Genomic DNA, 25372 nt, shown 5'->3' with positions numbered 1-25372 from the left:
ATTGAATCAAGAAGAAAGGAATTTAATAATGAATAAATATATTTTAGATTCATCTGCTTTACTTGCATTATTTAACTCAGAAACTGGTAGTGACAAGGTCGAAGAATTATTACCGTTATCTATTATGTCTACAGTAAATATAGCAGAAGTAGTAGCTGAACTAGATAAAAAATTGAACATATCTTTTATTCAAAGTAAAGAAATGATCTCAGCTTCAATAAATAAAATTGTAGCCTTAGATTTTGATCAAGCTATAGAAATTGGACGCTTAAAGAAAGAAATAGAACAATTTGACTTATCTCTTGGTGACAGAGCTTGCATTAGCCTAGGATTAATTACAGACTATCCTATATAATATATATACTGCAGATAAAATTTGGGCTAAACTGTAATTAAATTGTAAAATCGTTTTAATTCGCTAGGCTCTATAAAAATTTCTAATTGATTTGCTATTTTGAGGTATTTTTTAGCGAAAATTAATAAGATTTTTAAAAGAATAGCTACTCCTATTTCAAAGAAACCTTATAATTTGCAGCAAAAAATAACCAAAATTAAATCTTCTTAGAAATCTTCATAGAGCCTAACAGCTCATTTTATGATAAAATTTGAAAAAAGAGCCATTATGATACTATAATAATTACCTTCCTCTTCCTGAGTGTTGCTTTTCTATTTTTTCTCTTCGTGCTTTCATAGCTTTTGCTAGTTCTTCTTTATGCTTATCTCCTCCTTGAGAGGCATTTGTTTAGCAATATCCTTTGCCTCTTTTTTTATAGTTTTTGAAATTGATATAGGTGGTGGCGGAGGCGATGGGGGGAATAGGAATACCGCTTCCAGACATTGGAGGCGGCATCGATATAGTACCGCTGCATAGTTGGAGTATTTTTTGAAGATTGATTAACAGCTACTGCTTTATCTTCTCTTCTTTCATACGTTTTATAGCTGCTAATGCTCCTTGTTGCTGTAAATCTGCAGCTGTCAGCTCTCTTTTTGTAGAAGTTAAGTGTTGATTTTTATTATCCAACTTTTTTGCTCTATCGGAAGCACTATTAATATTATTATGTTCTTTTTCTATAGCCTTAAATTGATTATTAATAGCTTCTAATTCTGCAGCGATTTCCCATCTTTCTTCTCTAGTAATATTAGAATTAGCTTTTTTTTCTTCAAGCCCCTTTTTCCTCTCTTCTAGTTCTTTCTGTTTTTGCTTTAATTCTTCTATACGTTTTGCATGATTATCTATTTTTTCTTCTGTACTCTTTGTTTGCTGCTCGAAAGAATCCTTTACTTATCTCTGCTTTGAACTTTTTTCTTTAACTCTTCATCAAAAGAAAGCGGTTTATTTCGTACAGGCTTTCCTAAATCAGAATGTATTAGATCTTCACAATTTTCTCTAGACGCTAACAGTTTTTTACTGGTATCAGGTATTTGAGGATCATGTTTTCGTAAATCTTTTGTAATTTCTTGTATATTTTTATGAAGTTCTGTAATCGACACCACTTTACCTCTCACAAGTTAATTGATTTTAAAGATATAGTAATTACAACTCTTTTATAGCTTCAACGCAAGCAAAAGTTGCTATTTTTAGTATTTCATTAGCTGTTGCTGTAGCTTGAAGTATTTGAACGGGTTTTTCAAAACCGTTTGTTATAGGACCTATAAAGCTGTTTGACGAAAATTCTTGTAACAACTCAGTAGAAATAGCAGCTGAATTTAAACCAGGCATAATTAATACATTTGCAGATCCTGATAATCTACAAAATTTATATAATTTACGTAAATCACCATCTAAAGCCACTTTAACCGACATCTCTCCGTCATATTCAAAATCTACCTTCATGCCGCTCAGCTCTTCTTTGTCTTTGCTAAAATTATCTAGTATATTTACTGCTTCACGAATACGAGCTGTTTTTGCCTTAGAAGAATTACCGAATGTTGAAAAAGAAAGAAGTGCAACACGAGGCGTGATTCCCATATTTTTAGCAATTTCTGCAGTTTGGGCTGCTATTTGTGCAAGTTCCCAGCTGTTTGGATATTCCGTAATACAATTATCGGCAATAATAATATTATTATCTTTAGCAATCATAATTGAATAGCCAAGGATGCTACGATTAGTTTTTGGTGAAATGACTTTCATGATATCTTCTAAACTATCGATATAACTTTTCGTAACACCGGTTAAAAGAGCATCACCGTCACCGCATGCTAACATACAAGCAGCGAAAATATTCTTATCAGTTTTAACAAGCTTTGCACAATCACGGTATAAATAACCTTTTCTCTGAAGTCTTTTATATAAATAATCAGTATATTTCTCTAAACTATCGCTTAAGGCCGCATTCATTATTTGAATTCCGTCTAAGCTAATATCTTGACCTATCTTTTTTAACATAGCCTCAATGCGTTCAACACGACCAATTATAATCGGATGACCATATTTCTTATCTCGCATCATAAGAGCGGCAGAAATTACTTCTTCTTCTTCACCTTCAGCAAAAACAATCCGTTTAAGCGGTGCATTATGAATTTTTTCAGCTAAGAAATTCATATAGTTAGCAGTAGGATTTAATCTGCTACCTAATGCTTTCTTATATTTACCTATACTAAAATCTTTAACCCTAGCAACGCCGCTTTCTATTGCAGCAACAGCAACCGCTGCTGCTACTACAGTAATTAAACGAGGATCAAACGGTACAGGAATGATATATTCCTTACCAAAAACCATCCTACGCCCTGAGTAAGCTTTATATACCTCTTCCGGTACAGGTCTACGAGCTAAATCTGCAATGGCTTTTGCTGCAGCTATTTTCATTTCCGTATTAATAGTCTTAGCTCTTACATCTAATGCTCCTCTAAAAATATAAGGAAATCCCATAACATTATTAATCTGATTATTATAATCAGATCGCCCTGTTGCTATAATCGCATCATCGCGCACAAGTTTTATATCTTCCGGAGTAATTTCCGGATCAGGGTTAGCCATAGCAAAAATAATCGGATTACTTGCCATTCTACTCACCATATCTTTAGTTACTGCCCCTTTTACCGATAACCCTATAAATACATCAGCGTTATTTAAGCTTTCCGCTAAAGTTCTAAACTTGGTATCACTTGCATATAGCTCTTTCCATTTATTCATACCTTCTAGGCGTCCTTTGTAAACAACCCCTTTAGTATCACATACAATAATCTTTGATTTATCAGCTCCAAGAGCAATTAATAAATCAATGCAAGCAATAGCTGCTGCACCTGCTCCGTTAACTACGATTTTTAAATCTTCAAACTTGCGATTAGTAAGATACGCAGCATTTATTAGCCCTGCGGCGGTAATAATCGCTGTTCCATGCTGATCGTCATGAAAGACCGGTATATCCATTAAAGATTTTAATTTTTCTTCTATAATAAAACATTCCGGAGCTTTAATATCTTCAAGATTAATACCCCCAAAACTATAACTAAGATACTTCACGGCATTAATAAATTCTTCAGGGTCTTCCGTATTCACTTCCAAGTCAATTGCATCAATATCAGCAAATTTTTTGAATAGTACCGCTTTACCTTCCATCACCGGTTTTGAAGCAGCAGCTCCTAAATTACCAAGCCCAAGTACGGCAGTACCGTTAGAGATTATGGCAACTAAATTACCACGAGCAGTATATTTATATACATCCTCTAAATTTTTAGCAATTTCAAGGCAAGGAGCTGCAACCCCTGGGGAATAAGCAAGTGATAAATCTTGCTGAGTAACTAAAGACTTTGTTGCAGAAATAGCGATCTTACCAGGCTTATCTTTTTCATGATATTCAAGAGCCTCAGCATAATTTATTTTATTCATTTCATCCATTTTAGAAATTCCTGTTTTATTTGTTTGTTTTGGTTTTTCGTCATTGCGAGCAGACGCAATAGGCGTCGACGAAGCAATCTCAGGCAATATTCCTGAGATTGCCACGCTCCTTTCAGTCGCTTGCAATGACGTGGTAAATTCACCCCATTATATACATAATAATTGATATAGTAACTACCGAGAAAAAAGTAGTAAATGTTATAATCGACGCCATAGAATCAGGATCACCGTCAAGTTGACGAGATAAAACATAAGCCGTACTCGCACATGGAAGGCAGCTATATAATATTCCTACCGATCTATCTAATCCGTCAATAGACATTAACCATAGTACTACTACACTAACTAGAGGAAATACAACTAATTTAACAAAGCTTGTAAACATTACATTATGTAAAAGCTCTTGTCTAATAGTAAAATTAAGCCCTGCCCCAACATTTAGCATACCGATAGCTAAAGCGGCATTAGAAAGGCTATCTAACATTTTCTTAAGCCCTAAATGTAATTCAAGATTTAAGTAATTAAAAATGAATCCTACTAAACTTGCGATAATTAACGGATTACGTACAATTAATTTCATCATTAAAACAAAACTAGTGCTAATAGTATTAGTAACGGATTTATTAGGGATATAATAAGCGAAAATCATTACCGATAAAATATTGGTAAAAATAATCATATAAGAAGAAATAACGGCAACGATTGAAAGCCCGCTAGAACCAAGCAAGGGACTACTTACCCCAAAAAAAATGTAGCTATTATAACGAATCGATCCTTGAAAAATGGAAGTAAATTGGACTTTATCTATGTTGTATTTTTTTTGGTAAATTATAAGACCGATTGATACAAGAATAGTGGATATAATAAGAGCCACTACTAATTTAATTATGGATGCAACACTTAAATCGGCAGTAGATACGTAATTAAACAGCATGGCAGGAAATAGTACAAAATACGATAATTTCTCAATACCACGCCAAAATTCTTCTGAAGTTAACCATTTATTTTTGATAATACTACCAAGCAGCGTAATTAAAAAAATAGGTAACGTACTACAAAAAATTTCATTCATTTGTTAATAGTTTTTATTTTAACGTCATTACGAGGAGCGAGAAGCAACACGGCAATCTCGTCAAACTTCTTGAAATTGCCACACTTACTTCGTTCGTTCGCAATGACGCTTAGATACCCATGCGGGAATGATATATAGGCTACAACTGCTCTTCAACCAGCTTTTTCATTTCCTGCACCCCGTAAAGCTTTATAAAAGTCCCAAGTCTTGGACCTTCATTCTGTCCAAGCAATATTTGATATAAATCTTTGAAGTAATCACGCAGATTTTCATATCCTGCTTTCATTCCTATATCATATATTGCTTTCTGAATTGCTTCAGCTTCGGTTTGATCAGCTATATCAGATAACATATCTAATATATCCTGCAAAATAACCTTATGCTTTTCAGAAGGAGATAAATATGATTTATGTGCTTTAATAAAGTCATTATAATATCTTATAGCAAATTCTGCTAAATGGTCAAGATAAGGGTGAGTATTTGGAGTTACTTTTGGCTCATATTTGCTAATAAATCCCCAAAGCACCGATTTATCCGAAGGATTACACACAGAAGTAAGATTTAAAAGCAACGAATAGGTAATTCCAAAAGTCTCAATTTTCGGTACATTTCCGTGATGGATGTGATAAACGGGATTTGCAAAACACTTTGCCCTATCCTCTTCTAAATGATATTTCTGGTTAAAAGTAATATATTCATCAACATTTTTAGGAATTACATCAAAAAACAAACGCTTAGCTCTAGTCGGATTTTGATACATAAATAATGCCATACTTTCAACAGGAGCATATTTAAGCCAATCATCAACGCTAATACTATTACCTTTTGATTTTGATATTTTCTCACCGTTTTCATCTAAGAATAACTCATAACATAACTGCACTGGCGGCTTTCCTCCTAGGATTCGGCAAATTTCCGAATAAAGACGAGCATTTGCCAAATGGTCTTTGCCGTACATCTCATAATCGACTTGAAGCGCAGCCCAACGCATACCAAAATCCGGCTTCCACTGTAATTTGCAATGCCCTCCCGTTACCGGTACCTCGCTATAACTACCGGCTTCGTCTTTATACGTTACAGTGCCTGCTTTAGCATCCCATTTCTCTATAGGTACTTGCAGTACCTTACCTGTTTTCGGACATATAGGCATGAAAGGTGAATAGGTAGCCTTGCGCTCTTCTCTAAAAGTTGGTAGCATTAGCTCCATTATCTCGTCATATTTCTCAAGCACCATTATCAGCATCTCATCAAACATACCAGCTTTATAACAATTAGTACTGCTATAAAATTCATACTCAAAGCCGAATTTATCAAGAAATGAGCGAAGCTTTGCATTCATATAATGCCCATAACTTTCACATTCACCGAATGTATCAGGGATAGAAGTAAGCGGCATATCCATATACTGTGCCACCATTTCAGGATTTGGGATATTGCTAGGTACTTTACGAAGCCCGTCCATATCATCGGAAAAGCAAATTAGTTTAGTCGGAATATCGGATAATTGCTCAAATGCTTTCTGTACCATCACCATACGGGCATTTTCACCAAAAGTACCGATATGAGGTAAACCTGAAGGACCGTAACCTGTTTCAAATAATACATACCCCTTCTCAGGAATTTTACCGTTTAAGCTGTCTAATATCTTCTTAGCCTCAACAAAAGGCCACGCGTTTGACTTAATAGCATCTTCCCAAATTTCTGACATTGATTTTTCTTGCACTTTAATTAATAATCAGTGACAATATACTAAATTTATTTATTTGTAAAATATCAAATTAAACACCGTCATTGCGAGGAGCAAAGCGACGTGGCGATCGCATCAAACTTCCTGAGATTGCCACGCTCCTGGCAGTCGCTCGTAATGACATTAAAAACAAAAAACCATGCCATTTAATACTACTATAAATTACATTAAAAAAGATAGCTATAAAGTTCTACATTTAGGACTGATTGCAATTTCTATAATAGCACTTGCTACCGCTTATATTGCTGAATATATATTCCATTATACACCCTGTCCTTTATGTGTTTACGAACGATTCCCCTATTTAACCCTAATCAAAATTTGCTTAACTGCTTTAATCATCCGAAAGTTAAGTAAGTATACTTTAATATTCATTCTCCTAACTATCTTTAGCTCTTGCATATTATCAACCTATCATAGCTTCGTAGAAAGAGGCATAGTACAACCAAGTGCTCTTTGTTCATCAATGATGCACATCCCGAAAGGCTTGTCTATACACCACATCAAACAAATGTTCTACTCGCAGCCAATCACGTCCTGCACGAAACCCGCCATCAAAATCTTTGGTATTTCTATGACAGAGTATAATCTACTCTTAAATATCAGTCTTCTAATCTGTTTACTCCTCGTTTTGTTTTATCCAAAGTCTAATAAATAGTTAAAAATTAACTATTTATTTGCAAAAATTAAAAATATTGTGTATAATTATAATTCCAATATTTTGATATATTTCAATTTTTTAAGAATTAGTTAGGAATTGTATAAAAATAATAATTTCAACTAATTTAAAAAAAAGCAAACACTATGATGAATGATCATGAAAACAATCTATTCGCAACACTCGCTTTTGGTGAACTTAGCGAAGTTCAAGCTTATTAACAAAAGGTGTTAACCTTGACGAACACAAAAATGCACGTGGCGAAACAGCATTACACCATACATTATTTACAGGATATATGGACAGAGCTAAATTATTACTTGAACATAATGCTAGTCCTAATATTAAGGATAATTACGGACAAACGATTTTACATAAACTCATATCATTTAATTCTATAGATAAAATGGAATTTTTACTTCAAAATGCTACTAATATTGATTTAGAAATAAACAATCATTACGGCTTTACTCCTTTATATTCTTCAGTATTTGATGAAAATATTAAGGCTGCCGAGCTTTTACTTAACAATGGTACTGATGCTAATTTTGGTTTTACTCCTTTAACAAGCATAATGCAAAGTCAAACCATCACACCAATTGAAAAGCAAGAATTAATTGAGATTTTACTTCAACATGGCGCAGAAATAATAGTAGATAACAATAACCCTCCTAAAAGAGTTTGGACATTTGAGCATTTCAATGTAAATAATGAGATTATACTTAAATCTTTATTAACTTATAATAAACCACTAACCTTTAATAATATCTCTAATAATTTTTTAACTATTAATAATGTGAATATTGATGAGGTAAGACCTCAAGCCATATTTGAACTCAAATATTCAAATGATATTCATCATAAAGTAGTAAATAACTTTCTTAAAGATGCGATAGTTAACTCAGACAATAAAACAGGAAATAAAAATTTTATAGACAGTTACAATAAATACAAAGGTTTTTTAAAAAAGAATTATGATGAATATAAATATCAAATGGATAATAACCTTCCATATTTTCACTCCCCAATTACTTCATTAGGAATATTTGAAGATCCTACTTTTACAAAAAAGATTGAAAGTATTGCCGCATTTTTTAACAACGATACACAATCCTTAGAATATAAAGCATTCAAGACACTTTTATCTTTACATCCTAGTTTTAAAATCACGGGTAGTGATATTATATTAAAGGAAGTAGCAACAAGTAAAGCAACAGAGGAAAAACTAAATATCACATTTGATATGAAAAGTACCAAAACAACCTCTTATTGGACTGAAACTGCAGAGCAAATAATTTATGATTCAGCTAATCTTTTTGAAACTGAACTAACAGGCGATATTGCTTAATTCTTATACCATTCCTGCGGAAACGCATGAGTGTCAACTAAGAATCTATGTCATTCCTGCGAAAGCAGGAATCCATTAACCTCTAATATCATCCCGCGACTTGATCGCGGGATCCAGTCTTGTTTAATTTTTTTCTGGACCCCGCGGCCAAGCCACGGGGTGACAGTCATTTTATGGATACCCGCTTTCATGGGTATAACATTGAGTAAGACTGCTCTTAATTTGATACTTATGCACGGAAGCGGGAATTCAGTCACTAAAAAGTATAAACATACTAAATTTTTACAATTAAAAGCTCAAATAATTTCGCTTTTTTCTAGATTCCTGCTTCCGCAAAAATAACATCACTACAAACATTAAATTTTATTAATTAATAATTAAAAATTAACTATTAGCTTGCAGAAATTCAAATATTATGTATAATGCTCGCACGACAAAATAATATTTAAACATAAAGGAATATTTATATGATGAATCAACCAATAAATAATGCTAATTACAGACTTACGGTTTTACATAATGCAGCACGTATTAGAACATGTAAATAATGTTAGACTTTTACTTTCACCAGGTGCTGATGTTAATACTTTAGATGCTAAAGGAAAAAAACTATAGATTATGCATCTAAATCAGAAATTAAAGAAATACTAACTGATTCCGCTAATGCACGCTCAGCACTGCCTAAATTCAAAGCAGAACAAAAGCTTGCTGAGATGAAGAAAAATACCAGTAACAACCACTACTTCTACAGAAATAGCAGCAGAGGACAATGTACGTGCACCAAACCCTGAAATATATGACACCTTAATTGAAGCTGAAGACAACCGTACACCGTTTAGTATAGCAGTCTCAGCCGGGAATACAAATATTGTTCAAAAATTAATTGAGCAAGGTCATGATGTCAATGCTAAGGATGAAAAAGGAAATACGGCATTATTTTATGCAAGCACTCAAGAAATAGCTAAAATTTTATTAGACAAAGGGACAAGTTTTGAAGTTGAGCATGAATATCTATACTCACCTATACATTAGGCGGCAACAATAGGAAATAAGAAGCTTTTTACTGAAAAAAAATGTGGATGTTAATACTAAAGATGGAAAGGGACGTATACCTATATATTATGCAACTTATTCTAAACAGCACGAAATAACTCAAATTTTATTACAACCCGGCAGTGCAATTGATACAGTAGACAATTATGGCGACACACCTTTTTTCTATTTGCTACTAAAGCATGAATCAAGTCAAAATAAAACGTTACTGGACTTCTTTTTAAATAATAACGTTAATCTTAATATTAATGCGTGTGGTGAGTCAGTTTTTAATCACGAACTCACATCAAGAGATAAATGGTTACTTGAGAAGTTAATATCTAAAGGTGCCGATATAGGACAAGGCGTTCTATTGCGTAATCCATTCGATCGCAGTATAGCAGAACTTGTAAAGATAGGTGTTGATAAAGAAAAGATAGTTTATGCATTAAAAAATATAATTCTCATATTAATGAACAATTAAAAATTAACACCATACAAAAATACTTGGGTGCAAAATCAGCCAACAATTATAAAGACATGGATGTTAATGATTATAATTATAATTTACCGAATGAAGAAGGGTTTACGAAAAATTATCAAAAGATGTTATGCAACGTCTTAAAAACAGCGAAGATAAAGATGGCATTATTAATACATTAATTGAGATTAGTCTTCATGAAGATACAAGAGCAGAGTTAATAGAAAAAGTTTTAAATTATAATGTTAATGATAATAATCCTTTAGCAGCTCCAGCATTAGTTACTCCTGTAGCACCCCCTATAGTACCGGCTCCATCAACTTCAACAGAAAAAAAGTTATCGGCTGAATTGAAGACATGCCTTTACAATAGGAAAAATAAGGATGATATTATTAATTTCGTGCTTCTTTATCAGACTACTAATGAGAATGTAAAAAGTGAGCTAATAGATTATATTTGTGAATATTCTTTCGGTACTGAATTAGCCGGACAGATAGGTGCAGATATTCAATTCTAATTTAAAATCTCTTTAAGTTCTTTTAAAGAAAAACCCGGTGGTTTTAGGTAGTCTAGTACTACCTTACCACTATCTAAGACTATAAGCCTTGTGCCGTAATTTACGGCATCTTCTAAATTATGCGTGATCATAACGGAAGTTATCTTATGTTTCTCTATAATCTCTGCTGTTTTTTTCATCACTTCTAAAGAAGCTTTCGGATCTAAATTTGCCGTATGTTCGTCTAGAAATAATATTTTAGGTGGATGAGCTATGCTAAGTGCCAGCAGTATAATCTGCTTTTCTCCACCGGAAAATTTACCTAATGGCTGTGAAAGTAAAGGCAAAAAGCGTTTAGGCGCCCCTGTAAGCTCTAACAACTCGCTACTTGTTAACCGTTTATTACTAGAGAATCTACTTTCCCACAAAATGATATTTTCTTCAAGGGTTAGCTCGGTAAATAGCCTCTCTTCAGCTTTTTGTGTTAATGTAACTAATGTAGAAGCTTTTTGTCCTTTAGGTATTTTATCGATTCTGACTTGATCTAGACACACTTTCCCGCTAGTAGGTTTTAAATAGCCAGCAAGTATTTTAGCTAAAGTAGACTTACCGCTACCGTTATGACCCAATATTACAACAAACTCTTCTTTAGCAATATTTAAAGTAGTTTCAGCAATTATAGGTTCAGTTCTTTCTTTAACTTTGAACTGTATATTTTCTGCATATAAATAAGGTTTCATAAAGCCTCTCTTTTTACAGAACCCAACGAAATAAACAATACTATCCCTAAAATAAGCTTAAGATTTATGGGATCAATGCCAATTCGGAGTAAAAAGCCTAGAGCAATAAAGTAAAATAATATACCTATCAAACAAGAAAATATCTCTTTAAACGCATTAAAATTATTAGCATGGATTAAAATATGACGCCCTATAACAATTGCACCGATACCGACTAGTGCCACCCCGAAACCCATATTAATATCGGCAAAACCATTTACTTGTGCAGATAAAGTACCGGTTAAAGCAGCCAAACAATTACTTATGCTAAAACCGATAGTACGGTAAAGCTCGACAGGTTTTCCTAAATTAATCAATAAATCTTTATTAAAACCAAAAGCACGAAGAAATAAACCGAGCTTACCTTTTAATAAAATTATAACTGAACATATAATAAGACAATTAATTATTACTAAAGGTATTAACCAATTTTCAAGATCTAATATAGATAATAGAGTCGGCATACCAAGAACTGATATATTAGGACGCTGCATAATTTGTAAGTTAACCGAATAAAGCATAAAACTTGCAAGTATTCCGGCTATAAGCCCGTTAATTCGGTTATTCTTCTGCATAAAACTAACTATACTGCCTATAATTCCGCCTGTTATTACGGCAAATATTAATGCAGGAAATAACCCAAATGAAAGGCTGCGGGCAAACACTGCCGCACCAAGTACATAAGTACCGTCTACGGTAAGATCGGTAATTTTGAGAATCCGATAACTTATATACATCCCTAAAATAAGCGGCAGCATTATTAAGGATTGCTCAAGAGCAGTAACTAAAATGTTCATGTTACTACTCTTCAAGTTCTTTACGCGCGAAAGGAAGTATGGATAAATTTTCTTTAGTAAGAATATCTTGTTTAACAAATGATTTAAGGTTAATAAATAAAGTTAAGTCTTTCATATCCCCAAATGGAATATCTTTTGGTTCTATTCCTTGTAAGATTTTTTTTGCCATTAAACCTGCTTCTACGCCTATTTGCTTCTCTTGTACTCCTACCGCAATAGTTGCCCCGCTAATTACCGAACCTTCATCGGAAGCAATTATCGGAATACGGCGTTTAAATGCTTCTTGCTTTAAAATATTAATCCCACTGACTATTAAATGATCTTTCAAAATTATAAAACTCTGCGTATTTTCAGGAGCATTTTTTACAGCCATAGGCATATCATTGAAATTTTGTATCATTACCGTGTGCAGCGAAATATTGTTTTGTTCAGCATATAATTTTAACATTGCGACTTCAGGTATAACTTTCTCGCTACTGCTATAAATTAAAGTGATATTCTGTAAAAAAGGTAATTTACTAATAGTGTCAGTGATTTTTATCTCATCATTAACACCGGTAACTAAAGGTAGGTTTTTACTATTAATCATAGCAGCAGCACAAACAATTGGTTTATTTGTTATATGAGAAATAACAGTTTGGCTGGCTGTCGTGCCTATTGGAATTATTACATCAATATCCTGAGCTGTTATTTGCTTTATAATGGCAAGTAAAATATTAGAATCAGCATGAGCATTTTTAACTATAATTTCTACATCTATATCTTTTAACGACTCTTTAATTCCTGATATAATCTCAGTCATTGCGGCATGTTCAAGTGGAACAATGACTGCTACTTTTTTTTGACCCGCATAAACTGCAACTGTGATGAATAAAACAAAAAGAAAAGAAAAAAATTTTTGAAAAATATTAGAGATAAACATTTTAATATCCTGTTATAAGTTATAATTTAATAATCAAAATTTAAATTTGCATATAGCAAACACATAAACGCAAAAAATTATCTACGCCAACGCCAATTTTGTATTAAACTATTAACCCTTAAAGATATCATAAATATTTTTAACTGTAGAAATATAAAGTAAAGATAAAAAACTTATCTTTCTTTGACTAGAAGCTAACATAGTCAAGAAAGCTCTACCTAGAGGCTATCTGTAAATAAGTTTTCATTGGTAATTTAAAGAGCTTTTTTACTGCAAATTGTAAGACTTTTTTGAAATATAAAGTAATATTTTTTCAAAAATCTTATCAATTTGCAGTAAAAAAGCTCTTTAAATTACCAATGAAAACTTATTTACAGATAGCCTATTAATTTTTAAGTTTAGCACCATTTTAAGATTATGTCAATAACCAATAAATAGTATTGCCTAAAAGAATTACTTGAGATAGCCTATACTTCTGTCATGACTGCTTTTGCGAAACGTTATTATTGCATAAAGTTGTTGCACGGCTACAAAAAACCTACTCGATGTCACCCCCGCATAACATTGTTGCGTGGATCGCAAAATGTATTTTGTATCATACCGTGGCTTGACCACGGTATCCATAAAAGTAACTTAAAAACACTAAATTTTTAGTATTTTAAATTGGATCCCGCGATCAAGTCGCGGGATAACAGGGGTGGAATCGATCCACGCAGGAATGACCTAAACAAGCCATTCATCTTCTTAATGACGATTCAGTACCCAGGCAGCAAGGCTTGCAAAATGAAAAAGGAATTCATTTCTTAAACTATGCATTTTCTGTTTGTTCTAATACCGTTTGCCCTAGTAATTGCGATAGAACATCTTGACCTGCTTCAGTCCAACTTACAGGCGGCTCTTCGTTTGGTAAACCTGTACCATAACGATCATTAAATACTCTAACTGCTTGCTGAGTAAATTGATCAAATGTACTTGTGGATTCTACTCCATAGCCATATTCTTTTAAATTTTCCTGTAAAGTATTAACTTTTTCTCCAGTACTATCAAGACTTAATAATAATTTACTCTTTTGCTCTTGCGTAGTCTCAAAATATCTACCAAAACCAGCTTCAGCTAATGCTTTCCAAGGAAATTTTGATCCAGGAGCTATATGAGCATTTCCTTCTCGGTTTACAGTTACTTCACCAAGACCGACTAAATCATGTTTTAAATCTAAATTTGGATATCTTGCTGCTACATCCTTAAGAAATTCTTTTAATTTCCCTATTTGCTCTTCAGGAAAATCACTTTTTGCATCATTAATAAGCATGACCCCAATACCAAACTTATTAACACCTACTTCTCCTTTCCAACTACTCTTGCCTGCATAAAAAGCTTGATCTGTTAAATCATTATGATATTCTTTTTGAGTCCCATCCTTATCAATGATGTAATGAACACTTGCACCTCGCTCATCCAATACTTCACGAACAGCCTTAATATCATTGATTACAGAATAAGTAATTACTACACAGGTAGGTTTTACTCCTTCCGGTCTTGGAGCCATATATTTACCGTTTGGACTATTGGTATTACTAATACCGTTATTTTCAATAGCCTTACTTTTACTCATAAACTTCCTCCAATATATTTAATAATTGTTGACGATTCAGAATTTACTAAACCTGAACAAAAATTAATACTTTGGTAATGCTAAGTCAATGAAAATTTAAATATTATTCACAAGGTATCGATACTGATCTGACAAGTTCAATGATTATTTTTATTTGGATTTTGTACTCTAGTAAATGCTCTAGTTAACGATAAAAGTGCTCTTTCCATAGTCCTTGATAATTCTTTATAATCAAAAGAGACGTCATGTTCATATTGCCCTTCTTCTTCAGCAATATTATTTAAGAAATCACTTTCTATTTCTTTGAATAGATATTCAATTTTATTATTAGGAGTATTTTCATCGTCAGCTTTTAACTTTTCTGCTTCAGAACTATTAAAGAAATATTTTAAAGGCGTATTTAAAACTTTTGCAAAAACATATAACCTACTTATAGGTATATTACTTAAACCTTCTTCATATTTTTTAACTTGGAGAGCACTAATATCTAAAGCTTACCCTAATTCTTTTTGGTTAATACCTACAGCAAGACACCGTTCTTTTAAACGTTCACTTGCAAGTTTGTCTGGATGTTTTATTGAATCATTCATTTTAACAATAAGCGTTAATTATTAAAATTAATTATTAATAAATGCTATTCAACTTTAAATGTAGTATATATTACTTTATATTTAATCAAACAACTTTATTAAAAATTTAATATAATAATGCTAAAACCCTTTGGTTATCAAAAATCAAGGCTAATAAATAATTAATTAAAAGTATAAAAACAATGAGTAATAGAATAGTAACATTACCGAATTGCGAGAATATAGTGGGAGAGATTAGTTTTTTAGGAATTAAACTTTGAGTATAATTTATTTCATTTAGATTTAGTTTTTTTATTGTTCTGCCAAAAGGATCTACTATAGCTGAAATACCGTTATTCGCTACTCTAATCATAGGTAAACCGTTCTCTACGGCTCTACTTCTACTAATATAAAAATGCTGATATGGACCGCTTGACTTACCATACCATGCATCATTTGTAATATTAATTATTACATCGGCTATTTCATTATTCGTCCGTACAAAATCAGGAAAAATAGATTCATAACAAATCAAAGGTTTAATTTTAAGATTATATTTTTCAAGATAAACAAGCCCTCCGTTGCCTTCTTTATAATCAATTAAACCATGAGTTAATTTTTTAAACGGTAGTATCTTTTTAAGGGGCATATACTCACCGAAAGGTACTAAATGTGATTTATGGTATTCAAATAATTTATGATTATTTTTATCAAGAGCATACATAGCTGAGTAAAGTTCAAACTCATCACCTTGTTTTTTATTATCTGAAATTCCTCCTGTTATCAAAATAGCATTTGTAGAATTTAGCATTTTTAATAATTGTGATTTAACTTGCGGTATATCATCAGGTACTACTAATGCTGCCTCAGACCAAATAATTAAATCGGTAGGTTCCAAATTTTCCGATAAATTAATATGTAGCATTAAATTATGCCAAAATTCTTCTTCATTCCATTTTTCGTTTTGAGGTATTGAAGGTTGCACTAATCGTACTTTTATATCAGTGAAATTTGTATGGTTATTACTTAGCCTTACTGCTCCGTAAATGACAATTATGGTTAATACTAGGACTGAACTAGCTAGTAATATTTTTAACTGAGTAAATTGCTTGCTAAAAAAAGGATAAGCTGATGTAGAAATATATATAACTATAAAACTAAGCCCATATATCCCTATTATACTTAAAGGCTGTATTAAAATATCTGAAAACGAAAAAGCATAACCGATCAAATTCCAAGGAAGACCGGTAAAAATCCACGAACGTACCCACTCAAATAATACCCAACATAAACAGAATATAAATTGGTAATATTTATTATTTTTAGCAAAAAAACTAAGTGTGCAGCTTGCCGATATAAAGCAAGCTAAAACTATAGGTAGTCCAAATAACGCAAAAGGAATTGCCCACCAAAAATCTGCAATATAAACGCTAACACCGATACTTATCCAATATATTCCACTTAAAAAATGCCCAAAACCGAATAAATAACCAAATTTTGTGGCTTCTTGCCAATTTTTGGATTTTTGAACTATATAACATAAGTAAGATAATGTTAATAATGCCGGCATAAAGAAAGTTGGAGCAAAAACTAAACCGCTTAATATCCCTAGCAGTAAACATATGATTTTAGGTTTATACATTTTTATCGATTATTTGTTTACAAAATAATACATCATGCTATCATTTCAGCAAGTTTTAATATAATGAGTTAAATAAATGACTACAGGATTACTACAAGGAAAAAAAGGCTTAATTACAGGTATTGCAAATAATATGTCAATATCGTGGGCGATTGCACAGCTTGCTAAAAAACACGGAGCAGAGCTATGGTTTACTTATCAATCGGGAGTACTAGAAAAACGAGTTAAACCACTCGCTGAAGAAATAGGTTGTAATTTTGTTAGCGAACTTGATGTTACGAAGCCAGAATCAATTAGTAATTTATTTGATGATATAAAAGAGAAATGGGGTAGCTTCGATTTCTTACTTCACGGTATGGCTTTTGCCGATAAAAATGAATTAAAAGGACGTTATGTTGATACTAGCTTAGAAAATTTTCATAATTCTTTACATATATCATGTTACTCTCTTTTAGAACTCTCAAGGTCCGCAGAAGCCTTAATGCATGACAGCGGAAGCATTGTGACATTAACTTACTACGGCGCTGAAAAAGTAATACCTAATTATAACGTTATGGGAGTAGCCAAAGCTGCTCTTGAGGCTAGTATAAAATATCTAGCAAACGATATGGGAGAAAATAATATTAGGGTAAATGCTATTTCGGCAGGACCTATCAAAACTTTAGCATCGAGTGCAATAGGTGATTTTAGTACTATGCTTAAATCTCACGCTGCAACCGCACCATTAAAACGTAATACTACCCAAGAAGATGTAGGAGGAGCAGCAGTATATTTATTTAGTGAATTATCTAAAGGTGTTACCGGTGAAATCCATTATGTAGATTGCGGTTATAATATTATGGGAAGTAATAAATTATTGTAGGCATTAATGTCATCCCCGCAAAAGACTTGCTTGTGTGGACCAATAAAATCCACTGTGTCACCCCGTAGCTTGACCACGGGGTCCATAAAAACAATAAAAAATACTAATAATATTAGTATTTTAAGTTAGATCCCGTGAATAAATCACGGGATGACAACTGCATTTTTCAAGTCACACAACAAAATCATCACAATCCATGATTTCTTTTTTTGAGGTGTTCAGGTTTTGGAGGAACAGGCGGTTTGTTAGATTTTGCCTGCACCTTTTTAGCCTCTAACGGCAATGTCGGATTCTTTAATCTATTTAACTCTTTTGAGATTTGTTTTAACTGTTCTTGTACTTCTATCTTTAAAGGAGTATGAGAATTTTTCATTTCACTATTTATTATTGTGCCTATTTTCTCAAGATTTTCTTTAGAAATGAAATATGATTTTATACCTATATAATTAACAATCTTTGACCACCAAGTTTGTCTTTTATCTAATCCTTGATATATTACATCTACTAAATCATTTTTTTTGAATGTTAATATATAATCAGAAGCTCCTTCTAAGGATTTAGATAAATGCCTTTTTATTTCTCCTTGTCTCTTATCTTTAATATTGACTTTTTTGTCTTTCTTGAGTTTTGTTATTGCTTTTTCAATTATTGAAGATATCTTAGTTTCTTTTCCTTCATGTGCTTTATTTTCTAAATTTTCTTTGGTATTAAAATTTATATTAGTTCCTATTTTAGCATCTACTAATTGTTTAGCATACTTACCGTTAGGATCTTGTATTTCTCGCTCTATCTCAGCAGATTTTAAACCTAATTTTGTATATATATCTGATTCTCGGAAAAGTGGAGCATATAATAAAAAATTAATACTTTGAGCTATTCTACTATCTATCAAATCTTTAGAATCTCTTTTGGGATAAAATTTTTCTTGTAAAACACGATAGTGATCTAATATTTCCTGTGTTATATCTTGTACATCAAGAGATTGTAATTCTCCTTTATCATTAAATTTTGCTTTCATACCTGAGCGTTTTGCTTCCAATAATAATATTTCTTGAAAAACTTTATTATTAGGAGTACGACAAACGAAATTAGGATCGTTATCCGGCATTAATTCATTTGCATTTTCCATTATTGCTTGATTGAGTTTATGTAATTGCTCTTTATTAAGCTTTTTATCTAACAAACTTATAAAAGCTTCTCTTTGTTTTTGCTTACTTGCAGTACTAAAAGCCTGCTGCATCTTTTGCAAAACACCAAAATCAAAATTTTTGTCACCTATTTCTTGGATAACTAAATTTGCTAAATTTTTTGTTTCAGTATTCACTGGTTCTTTTTTATTTTTTGTAGCCATATTTAGTATTAATCTCACTTATAATTATTTAAATATTAATGATAGATTAAATTATAGATGTTTTTACTATATTTATAATCAAAACTTTAAAACAGTATCTAACAAGTCATACTGGTTCTTGGCTATTACCCAAAATTTCTATTGATTCTATTGTTTCATTATTTGATTGACTATGCATTACTAAATCTAAAATATTTGAAGATGCTAAATTGCTAATATAAACACCTTGTACATCATTTAATACATAATCAACCACTAATAATTTAGAATCAGCAGAAGTTCCATATAATGACATTTTTGCCTCAAATAATTTTTTAAATGTATCTAATTCAAGTAATTCTTCACATACAGCATGTTCTTTAATATCTCTACTTACAAATAAACTCATTATGCTTCGTGCTAAACTATTTTTAATATAACATTCTTTTAAGCATTCAATAAAATTTTCAAAAAAATTTAGTTCTTCAAAAGGAATTTTGAAATCAGGTAATAATTCTTGATATAATTTTTTCTGCAATTCCTTTTTTTCAATTAGTTCTTCAAAAGGAATTTTGAAATCAGGTAATAATTCTTGATATAATTTTTTCTGCAATTCCTCATCCTCAAATTTTTTCAAATAGAAATTATTAATTAATAACTTGTAAAGCTCAAGTATCCCACTAGGAAAGTTAATTTTCAAAGTTCCTTTTTTATCAATTTCTACAGTAAACCTGTTTTCTTTTGCTTCTAAATATATTAGATCTCGAAATATACTATCCTCTTTTGTTCTACGAAGTAAAAAAGCTGCATCTTTAGAATCAACTAAATCTAAAGCATGTTTCATTATTTCTGCATTAAGCTCATGTAACCTATGGTTAGATATCATCTCTTCTGCATCTGCTAGAAAAGATTTTTTATCATCTATTTTTAATTTCCTTAAATTTTCTAGCACTTCTAAAGTTACTACTCCTAGTTGAATTTTTTTAAGTAACTCATAATAGTTGCTAAATTCTACTTCTTGATTTTTGCATCCTAACCCGGCATAAACATTGTATCCGGATTCTTTCTTTTGAGCTAATCTAGAATATTCTTTTTCAATGTCTCTAGGTTTACTAATACAAGAGATCATAATGTCTTTTAGCTTCATATAATTTATTCCTTACATTAAAAAGGAGTATTATATTTAGTTAAGAAATATTAACAAGTACTTTATAGAAGATTAAGATAAATTAATTTTTATTGAGAGGATGATGCAACAATGCTTTTTTGAGATGATTAGTTTGAAGATGAGTATATATTTGGGTAGTAGATATATCAGCGTGACCAAGCAGCTCTTGAATTACTCTTAAATCTGCTCCGCCCTCAAGCAAATGACTTGCAAAACTGTGACGTAATATATGCGGAGAAATATACTCAGGGTTAAGTCCTGCATAAAGGGCAGCAGATTTTAATAGAATAGCAAAATTTTGTCTAGTCATATAACCAGCTAAAGCTGATGAGGGGAATAAATAAATTAGATTTCTTGGTTTAACTTTATTCACAAAAACATCTCTAATTGCAAGATATTTAGCAATACTGATAACTGCCTGTTCATTTATTACTATGACTCTTTCCTTATTACCTTTACCAAGTACCGAAAATATTTTTCTTACTTCTCCTTTAGACGTTTTATTAGTCAGAATATCAGCAAGCTTAAGACTAACAAGCTCCGAGACTCTAAGACCGCTAGCATAAAGCAAATGAATCATAGCATTAAGCCTGATACCTTCAGGAGAATTATCTTGAGAGCAATGTTCAAGTAATGATTTAATTTGATCTATAGATAATATTTCGGGAAGTTTATTTTGATATTTGGGCAAATCTACATTAAGAACCGGATTAAAAGCGGTATGGTTTTCGCTAATTAAAAATTCATAATAACTTTTTATAGTTGAGATTTTTCTGTTGATTGAGCGTGCTTGCAAATCATTATTTGCTAGATACTCAATCCAGTCTCTAATATTCTCAGTAGTAATATTTAATTCGGATAATTTTTGTTTAGCAAGATAATTTTGAAAATCGAATAAGTCACGCTTATAGCTAAGTATGGAATTTTTTGACAATGCTCTCTCAGCTAAAAGCATTTCTAGGAATTGCGCAATAAATTCCATAAGATGTTTTAATTTCTATAATGGAGGCCAGGGTCGGAATCGAACCGACGAATAGAGGATTTGCAGTCCACGGCATTACCACTTTGCTACCCAGCCTAATCAGGGTCATACCACAATCCTATGTCATTCCTGCAAAAGCAGGAATCCATAAACGGATAATTGTATTTTTACTGGATTCCCGCTTTTGCAGGAATGACATAAATACTACCAACATCCATACAAAAAAGCAACTATTTTTATATCAAACTCCTAATCCTTCATAAAATTCAAGAACTGGCTAACTGAATCTACTATATCATTATTTTTAATATGGGGGAAATTCAGTAATTCCTTTAAAATTATACTTGATTGTTTAGGTATTAGAACACTAGTTGATTGAAATAAAGGAACTACCGAGGCGAATCTTGTAACTTTATCAAAGCTTGGCTTAATCCCTATCACTCTAATATTACCACCTAAAAATCCTATACCTTGAATCAATTGTTGACCACTTGCCTTATCTTCGATTAATATAAATTTTGGCTGATATTCTCTAGCTAATTTTTCCGTCAAATTCTTAAGCTCAGGATAATCAATTTTTTCCGTACTAATGATACTAGATAATATTTCTGTTCAAGAATCCCTCATATAGTACAAACACTATAATCTAATCGGAATCTTCAGAAATCTTAATTGCCGTATCCCAGCTTTACACCAAATAATCAAATCTTGAAGGTAGATTTTCATAAAAGCTAATATCTTCCATATTCAGTAACGATGACCTTTGTGCTATCGGTTCTTGTAAATATTGAGCATTATCATTATAGCTACCTATTTCCTGCTCTAATTTCATTCAACAATCAGGAGGTTCTCTATAACTGTCTAATACTTTACCACTAAGATATTGATATTCTTTATTCATTAATTTAAAGGAGTAATCTTGAATGCTAATCGCCGGAATTTTTAAATGATGCCATGAATTGCTATGATTAAGTAGATAACCGGATAAATCATCCATATGCAGACGCTGCATAACTAAAACTATCGCTCCCTTATTACGATTATTTAGTCTGCTAACAAAAGTTTGCTCAAACCAATCTATAACTTTCTTACATATTTTATAAGAATGAATTTGCGTGGGGTTATGAGAATCATCGATAATTAAGATATCATCGCCCTCACCTGTTGCTGATCCTCCAACCGATTTTGCAAATCTAAAGCTATTAGCTGTCGTTAAAAACTTACTTTTTTGATTATGGGGTTTACTAAGGATAGTACTTGGGAAAAGTTCTTTATACCAATCAGAATTTAAAATGAACCGACAATCTAGTGAGTGTTTAATGCTAAGTATTTGAGAATAGCTGGCAACCATAATCCTTTTGGCAGGATTAACCCCCAATAAATAAGCAGGCCAAGCAACACTAACACAAATAGATTGTAAGCTCCTTGGCGGTATATTAATTATTAAACGATTAATATCACCGCTTTGCACGGCATTTAAATAATCGGTAATTATTCTTATATGCTTACTTGGATAATACTCCGCTCCAGGATTAATAGTATTAAATACCTTAATCATAAAACTATGAAAATCCTGTCGTAAAATAGAATTTAAGAGTGCTTTAGAGTGGAGCATATTGTACCTACATCGTCATTGCGCGAAAAAATTGTATTGTAAGTTTTGACAAAGCAATCTTAGGCAAGATTCCTGAGATTGCCACGCTCCTTGAAATCGCTCACAATGACCTTAAAACCTTATCATAAATTATCATTGCCATTAATCCCCTATAGTATATAATTTTGAAAAATAATATATTTATCTATGAAATTACTAAAAATTATTTTTATCATTACTATATGCATTAATTTTCCTATATTCGCAGAAAATTTAGAGTCGGTTACTACAACCGAAGATATTGAAAATGACGTATTTATCCCTCTTGATGACAATCATCCTATTTTAAATTCAAATGATAATGATAGTTCTGAGTTTAAGAATTATACAAATGGCAAAATTATTGCTCTAAATAACATTACTGCTACTTCTGAAGAGATAGATTTTAAAGTCGGGGAAGAAAAATATTTCGGTAATATAAAAATCAAATTGCACAAATGTATAAAAAACCTTGATCCATATAATGAAGATAATTATTTGTTGATGACCATAACGGAATATAAAATAGACGAAGATCCTAATGTACTCTTTCAAGGATGGATGATTTCTTCAAGCATTTCACTTTCAACGTTTGAACACCCAATCTACGAAATTTTTGCTAAAGATTGTTTTTAGATGCAATATTTAATTTCAAGTTTAATATTTTTAATTCCAAGCCTTGGGATGCTGGCGGGCTTATCAGCTGCAACTACTATTACAATTTTTTTGCTTATATCACTCCTACGAGGTATTAATCATCATTGCGAGCGACTGAAAGGAGCGTGGCAATCCAGTAACAATGTCATACCGTGGCTTGACCACGGTATCCAAAAAATGAAAAAAGACTGGATCCCGCTACAAGCTCACAGGATAACAATGTTATTCACCGCTTGGTGCTTTATATCTTGTTTATTCGCAATGCATCTTATTAATAGCTTAGCTACTTTTACTCAAGTTTTTATACTCTTATTTCTTGGCTTTGCAGTTAGTAATTCTGCTCCTTTTCAAAATCGCTTACAGCTTAAAAAAGCCTTAATATTCGGGATTCTCACAGCAATATTATTATTCTTCATCGAATATTCTTCTCATGGATTTTTAACAAGAATATTCAAAGCTAGTTTTAGCTTATATATGCTAGATCGTGGTTGTGCTTTACTTTCAATTACCGCTTGGGTAGCGATTATAATTTTACTTTCTAACGGTAAAAAACGACATGCCTTAATGCTATATATATTAGTGCTTTATTTACTAAGTATTTCCGATAGTTTAGCAAGTTTTTTAGGCTTCGGTATAGGAGGAGTAATATTTATTTTAACAAGATTTATGAAGCCGATATTTTTCAAATTAATCGCAATAAGTTTAATTACCGGCTCGTTACTATTTCCTGTGATAGCTAAACAAATAGAACCACGAGATTTATCTGAAAAATATTTAGCTACACAACCTTCCGCTGCTCATCGTTTATTTATTTGGCATTTCGTCGCAAACAAAATCATTGAAAAGCCGATTTTAGGCTATGGCTTAGCTTCTTCTAAATATATCGAAGCTGGTGATAGTGAAATGATCGATTACAACGGAGAAAAATGGCATCCTTTGCCGCTTCATCCTCATAATAATATATTACAAATTACTCTTGAACTCGGTATAATAGGTTTAATATTATTTTTATGCTTAGTTTATAAATATCTCAAACAAATTAGTAATCTCGAAAATAAAAATTTCAAGGCAATTTCCTATGCATGTTTTATAAATTACTATATTATCGGCATGATTTCATATAATATTTGGCAGATATGGTGGATATCAAGCGGTATTTGGGTACTAGTTTTAATGAAGCTACTAGTTAAACCTGATATTGTCATTGATAATTGATGCTATTTGAGGTAAATATAGAGTTAAGTGTCATTAAATCTACGTCATTGCAAGCAGCCGTAGGCTGCACGGCAATCTCATCAAATATCCTGAGATTGCTTTGTTGAATTACTGTGCAATTCTTCTTGCAATAACGGAAAAATATAATAAAAAACATATGCTACAAAACTCAGAACTTGTACAAAAATATCTACCGATTGCTATATTTTTTGGTATTGCGGTATTGGTTTCCGGTTTAATAATGATTCTACCTAACCTATTATCGACAAAAAAATATAATAAAGATAAGCTAGAACCTTATGAGTGCGGTTTTAAGCCTTTTAGCGATGCAAGATCAAAATTTGACATACATTTTTACTTAGTTGCTATTTTATTTATTATCTTTGATCTTGAAATTGCATTTTTAGTGCCTTGGGCTATTAGTCTTAATACGATAGGTAAAATAGGCTTTTTCTCAATGATGTTTTTCTTATTTATACTTATTATCGGGTTCATATATGAATGGAAGAAAGGAGCTTTAGACTGGTAGTAA

23 protein-coding genes, 1 tRNA gene and 3 pseudogenes are annotated in these 25372 nt (G+C 31.9%); 11 read left to right on the top strand and 16 right to left on the bottom strand.

Annotated features, from left to right (window positions below):
* The first annotated feature begins 28 nt into the window (after nt 1–28).
* Nucleotides 29–392 (top strand): annotated as a pseudogene (locus ACPKKV_RS04030) (type II toxin-antitoxin system VapC family toxin).
* A gap of 886 nt (nt 393–1278) precedes the next feature.
* Here ACPKKV_RS04030 and ACPKKV_RS04025 read toward each other — a convergent pair.
* The 4 genes from ACPKKV_RS04025 to ACPKKV_RS04010 all read right to left on the bottom strand — a co-directional run bounded on the left by ACPKKV_RS04025 (nt 1279) and on the right by ACPKKV_RS04010 (nt 6618).
* Nucleotides 1279–1491 carry a hypothetical protein gene (locus tag ACPKKV_RS04025; RefSeq protein ID WP_392506333.1) on the bottom strand — a complete coding sequence of 71 codons (213 nt, stop codon included), beginning with the start codon at nt 1489–1491 and terminating at the stop codon, nt 1279–1281.
* A gap of 43 nt (nt 1492–1534) precedes the next feature.
* The gene (locus ACPKKV_RS04020) at nt 1535–3838 is read right to left on the bottom strand and encodes an NADP-dependent malic enzyme (protein WP_392506943.1); all 2304 of its coding nucleotides are present in this window, start codon (nt 3836–3838) and stop codon (nt 1535–1537) included.
* A 139-nt stretch (nt 3839–3977) separates the two neighbouring features.
* On the bottom strand, nt 3978–4910 hold the full coding sequence (locus ACPKKV_RS04015) for an AEC family transporter (RefSeq protein ID WP_392506331.1): 933 nt from the start codon (nt 4908–4910) through the stop codon (nt 3978–3980).
* A 139-nt stretch (nt 4911–5049) separates the two neighbouring features.
* The gene (locus ACPKKV_RS04010) at nt 5050–6618 is read right to left on the bottom strand and encodes a lysine--tRNA ligase (RefSeq protein WP_392506329.1); all 1569 of its coding nucleotides are present in this window, start codon (nt 6616–6618) and stop codon (nt 5050–5052) included.
* 178 nt (nt 6619–6796) lie between these two features.
* Between ACPKKV_RS04010 and ACPKKV_RS04005 the strand changes: the two genes are divergently transcribed.
* The 5 genes and pseudogenes from ACPKKV_RS04005 (at nt 6797) to ACPKKV_RS03985 (ending at nt 10610) form a co-directional block, all read left to right on the top strand.
* Nucleotides 6797–7315: a disulfide bond formation protein B gene (locus tag ACPKKV_RS04005; protein ID WP_392506327.1), complete on the top strand. Its 519-nt coding sequence runs from the start codon at nt 6797–6799 to the stop codon at nt 7313–7315.
* A 226-nt stretch (nt 7316–7541) separates the two neighbouring features.
* Nucleotides 7542–8663 (top strand): annotated as a pseudogene (locus ACPKKV_RS04000) (ankyrin repeat domain-containing protein); the annotation flags it as partial.
* Nucleotides 8664–9455: 792 nt separating this feature from the next.
* Nucleotides 9456–9695: an ankyrin repeat domain-containing protein gene (locus tag ACPKKV_RS03995; protein ID WP_392506942.1), complete on the top strand. Its 240-nt coding sequence runs from the start codon at nt 9456–9458 to the stop codon at nt 9693–9695.
* A gap of 43 nt (nt 9696–9738) precedes the next feature.
* Nucleotides 9739–10179 (top strand): ankyrin repeat domain-containing protein, encoded by a 441-nt coding sequence (locus tag ACPKKV_RS03990; RefSeq protein WP_392506325.1) that lies wholly within the window; start codon nt 9739–9741, stop codon nt 10177–10179.
* Between the two features lie 23 nt (nt 10180–10202).
* Nucleotides 10203–10610, top strand: a pseudogene (locus ACPKKV_RS03985) (hypothetical protein).
* Between the two features lie 79 nt (nt 10611–10689).
* Here ACPKKV_RS03985 and ACPKKV_RS03980 read toward each other — a convergent pair.
* From ACPKKV_RS03980 to ACPKKV_RS03965, 4 genes are all read right to left on the bottom strand, one after another.
* A complete protein-coding gene (locus ACPKKV_RS03980; RefSeq protein ID WP_392506323.1) occupies nt 10690–11412 on the bottom strand; it encodes an ATP-binding cassette domain-containing protein in 723 nt (240 codons plus the stop codon).
* A complete protein-coding gene (locus tag ACPKKV_RS03975; RefSeq protein ID WP_392506321.1) occupies nt 11409–12248 on the bottom strand; it encodes an ABC transporter permease in 840 nt (279 codons plus the stop codon). The genes ACPKKV_RS03980 and ACPKKV_RS03975 overlap by 4 nt, the downstream gene beginning before the upstream one ends.
* Before the next feature lie 4 nt (nt 12249–12252).
* Nucleotides 12253–13170 carry an ABC transporter substrate binding protein gene (locus ACPKKV_RS03970; RefSeq protein ID WP_392506319.1) on the bottom strand — a complete coding sequence of 306 codons (918 nt, stop codon included), beginning with the start codon at nt 13168–13170 and terminating at the stop codon, nt 12253–12255.
* 808 nt (nt 13171–13978) lie between these two features.
* The gene (locus ACPKKV_RS03965) at nt 13979–14782 is read right to left on the bottom strand and encodes an N-acetylmuramoyl-L-alanine amidase (protein WP_392506317.1); all 804 of its coding nucleotides are present in this window, start codon (nt 14780–14782) and stop codon (nt 13979–13981) included.
* 303 nt (nt 14783–15085) lie between these two features.
* Between ACPKKV_RS03965 and ACPKKV_RS03960 the strand changes: the two genes are divergently transcribed.
* Nucleotides 15086–15397, top strand: a complete 312-nt coding sequence (locus tag ACPKKV_RS03960; protein ID WP_392506315.1) for a hypothetical protein — start codon at nt 15086–15088, stop codon at nt 15395–15397.
* Nucleotides 15398–15478: 81 nt separating this feature from the next.
* On the opposite strand, the gene lnt is transcribed toward ACPKKV_RS03960, so the two are convergent.
* The gene (gene lnt / locus ACPKKV_RS03955) at nt 15479–16993 is read right to left on the bottom strand and encodes an apolipoprotein N-acyltransferase (protein WP_392506313.1); all 1515 of its coding nucleotides are present in this window, start codon (nt 16991–16993) and stop codon (nt 15479–15481) included.
* 76 nt (nt 16994–17069) lie between these two features.
* Between lnt and fabI the strand changes: the two genes are divergently transcribed.
* On the top strand, nt 17070–17855 hold the full coding sequence (fabI, locus tag ACPKKV_RS03950; RefSeq protein WP_392506311.1) for an enoyl-ACP reductase FabI: 786 nt from the start codon (nt 17070–17072) through the stop codon (nt 17853–17855).
* A 187-nt stretch (nt 17856–18042) separates the two neighbouring features.
* Here the strand turns inward: fabI and ACPKKV_RS03945 are convergent, their stop codons facing one another.
* From ACPKKV_RS03945 to ACPKKV_RS03915, 7 genes are all read right to left on the bottom strand, one after another.
* Complete coding sequence (locus ACPKKV_RS03945; RefSeq protein WP_392506310.1) at nt 18043–19206, bottom strand: DUF5410 family protein; 1164 nt, start codon at nt 19204–19206, stop codon at nt 18043–18045.
* Between the two features lie 106 nt (nt 19207–19312).
* Nucleotides 19313–20332, bottom strand: coding sequence for a DUF5410 family protein (locus ACPKKV_RS03940; RefSeq protein WP_392506309.1), 1020 nt, complete (start codon nt 20330–20332; stop codon nt 19313–19315).
* 82 nt (nt 20333–20414) lie between these two features.
* Nucleotides 20415–21335 (bottom strand): site-specific tyrosine recombinase XerD, encoded by a 921-nt coding sequence (gene xerD, locus ACPKKV_RS03935; protein ID WP_392506307.1) that lies wholly within the window; start codon nt 21333–21335, stop codon nt 20415–20417.
* A gap of 21 nt (nt 21336–21356) precedes the next feature.
* Nucleotides 21357–21431 (bottom strand) — tRNA-Cys (locus tag ACPKKV_RS03930).
* Nucleotides 21432–21584: 153 nt separating this feature from the next.
* On the bottom strand, nt 21585–21887 hold the full coding sequence (gene terL, locus ACPKKV_RS03925) for a phage terminase large subunit (protein ID WP_392506305.1): 303 nt from the start codon (nt 21885–21887) through the stop codon (nt 21585–21587).
* A gap of 136 nt (nt 21888–22023) precedes the next feature.
* A complete protein-coding gene (locus tag ACPKKV_RS03920; protein ID WP_392506303.1) occupies nt 22024–22167 on the bottom strand; it encodes a hypothetical protein in 144 nt (47 codons plus the stop codon).
* Complete coding sequence (locus ACPKKV_RS03915; RefSeq protein WP_392506301.1) at nt 22168–22893, bottom strand: hypothetical protein; 726 nt, start codon at nt 22891–22893, stop codon at nt 22168–22170. It abuts the gene before it with no gap.
* Nucleotides 22894–23136: 243 nt separating this feature from the next.
* Here ACPKKV_RS03915 and ACPKKV_RS03910 point away from each other — a divergent pair, with 243 nt between their 5' ends.
* The 3 genes from ACPKKV_RS03910 to ACPKKV_RS03900 all read left to right on the top strand — a co-directional run bounded on the left by ACPKKV_RS03910 (nt 23137) and on the right by ACPKKV_RS03900 (nt 25369).
* The gene (locus ACPKKV_RS03910) at nt 23137–23604 is read left to right on the top strand and encodes a DUF2155 domain-containing protein (protein ID WP_392506299.1); all 468 of its coding nucleotides are present in this window, start codon (nt 23137–23139) and stop codon (nt 23602–23604) included.
* Nucleotides 23605–24840, top strand: coding sequence for an O-antigen ligase family protein (locus ACPKKV_RS03905; protein WP_410528168.1), 1236 nt, complete (start codon nt 23605–23607; stop codon nt 24838–24840). It begins immediately after the preceding gene.
* Between the two features lie 157 nt (nt 24841–24997).
* A complete protein-coding gene (locus ACPKKV_RS03900; RefSeq protein ID WP_392506296.1) occupies nt 24998–25369 on the top strand; it encodes an NADH-quinone oxidoreductase subunit A in 372 nt (123 codons plus the stop codon).
* Nucleotides 25370–25372: the final 3 nt, after the last annotated feature.

It is taken from the genome of Rickettsia finnyi (genome assembly GCF_049668125.1).
Classification (GTDB): domain Bacteria; phylum Pseudomonadota; class Alphaproteobacteria; order Rickettsiales; family Rickettsiaceae; genus Rickettsia; species Rickettsia kotlanii.
This window is presented reverse-complemented; position numbering and strand designations above follow the sequence as displayed.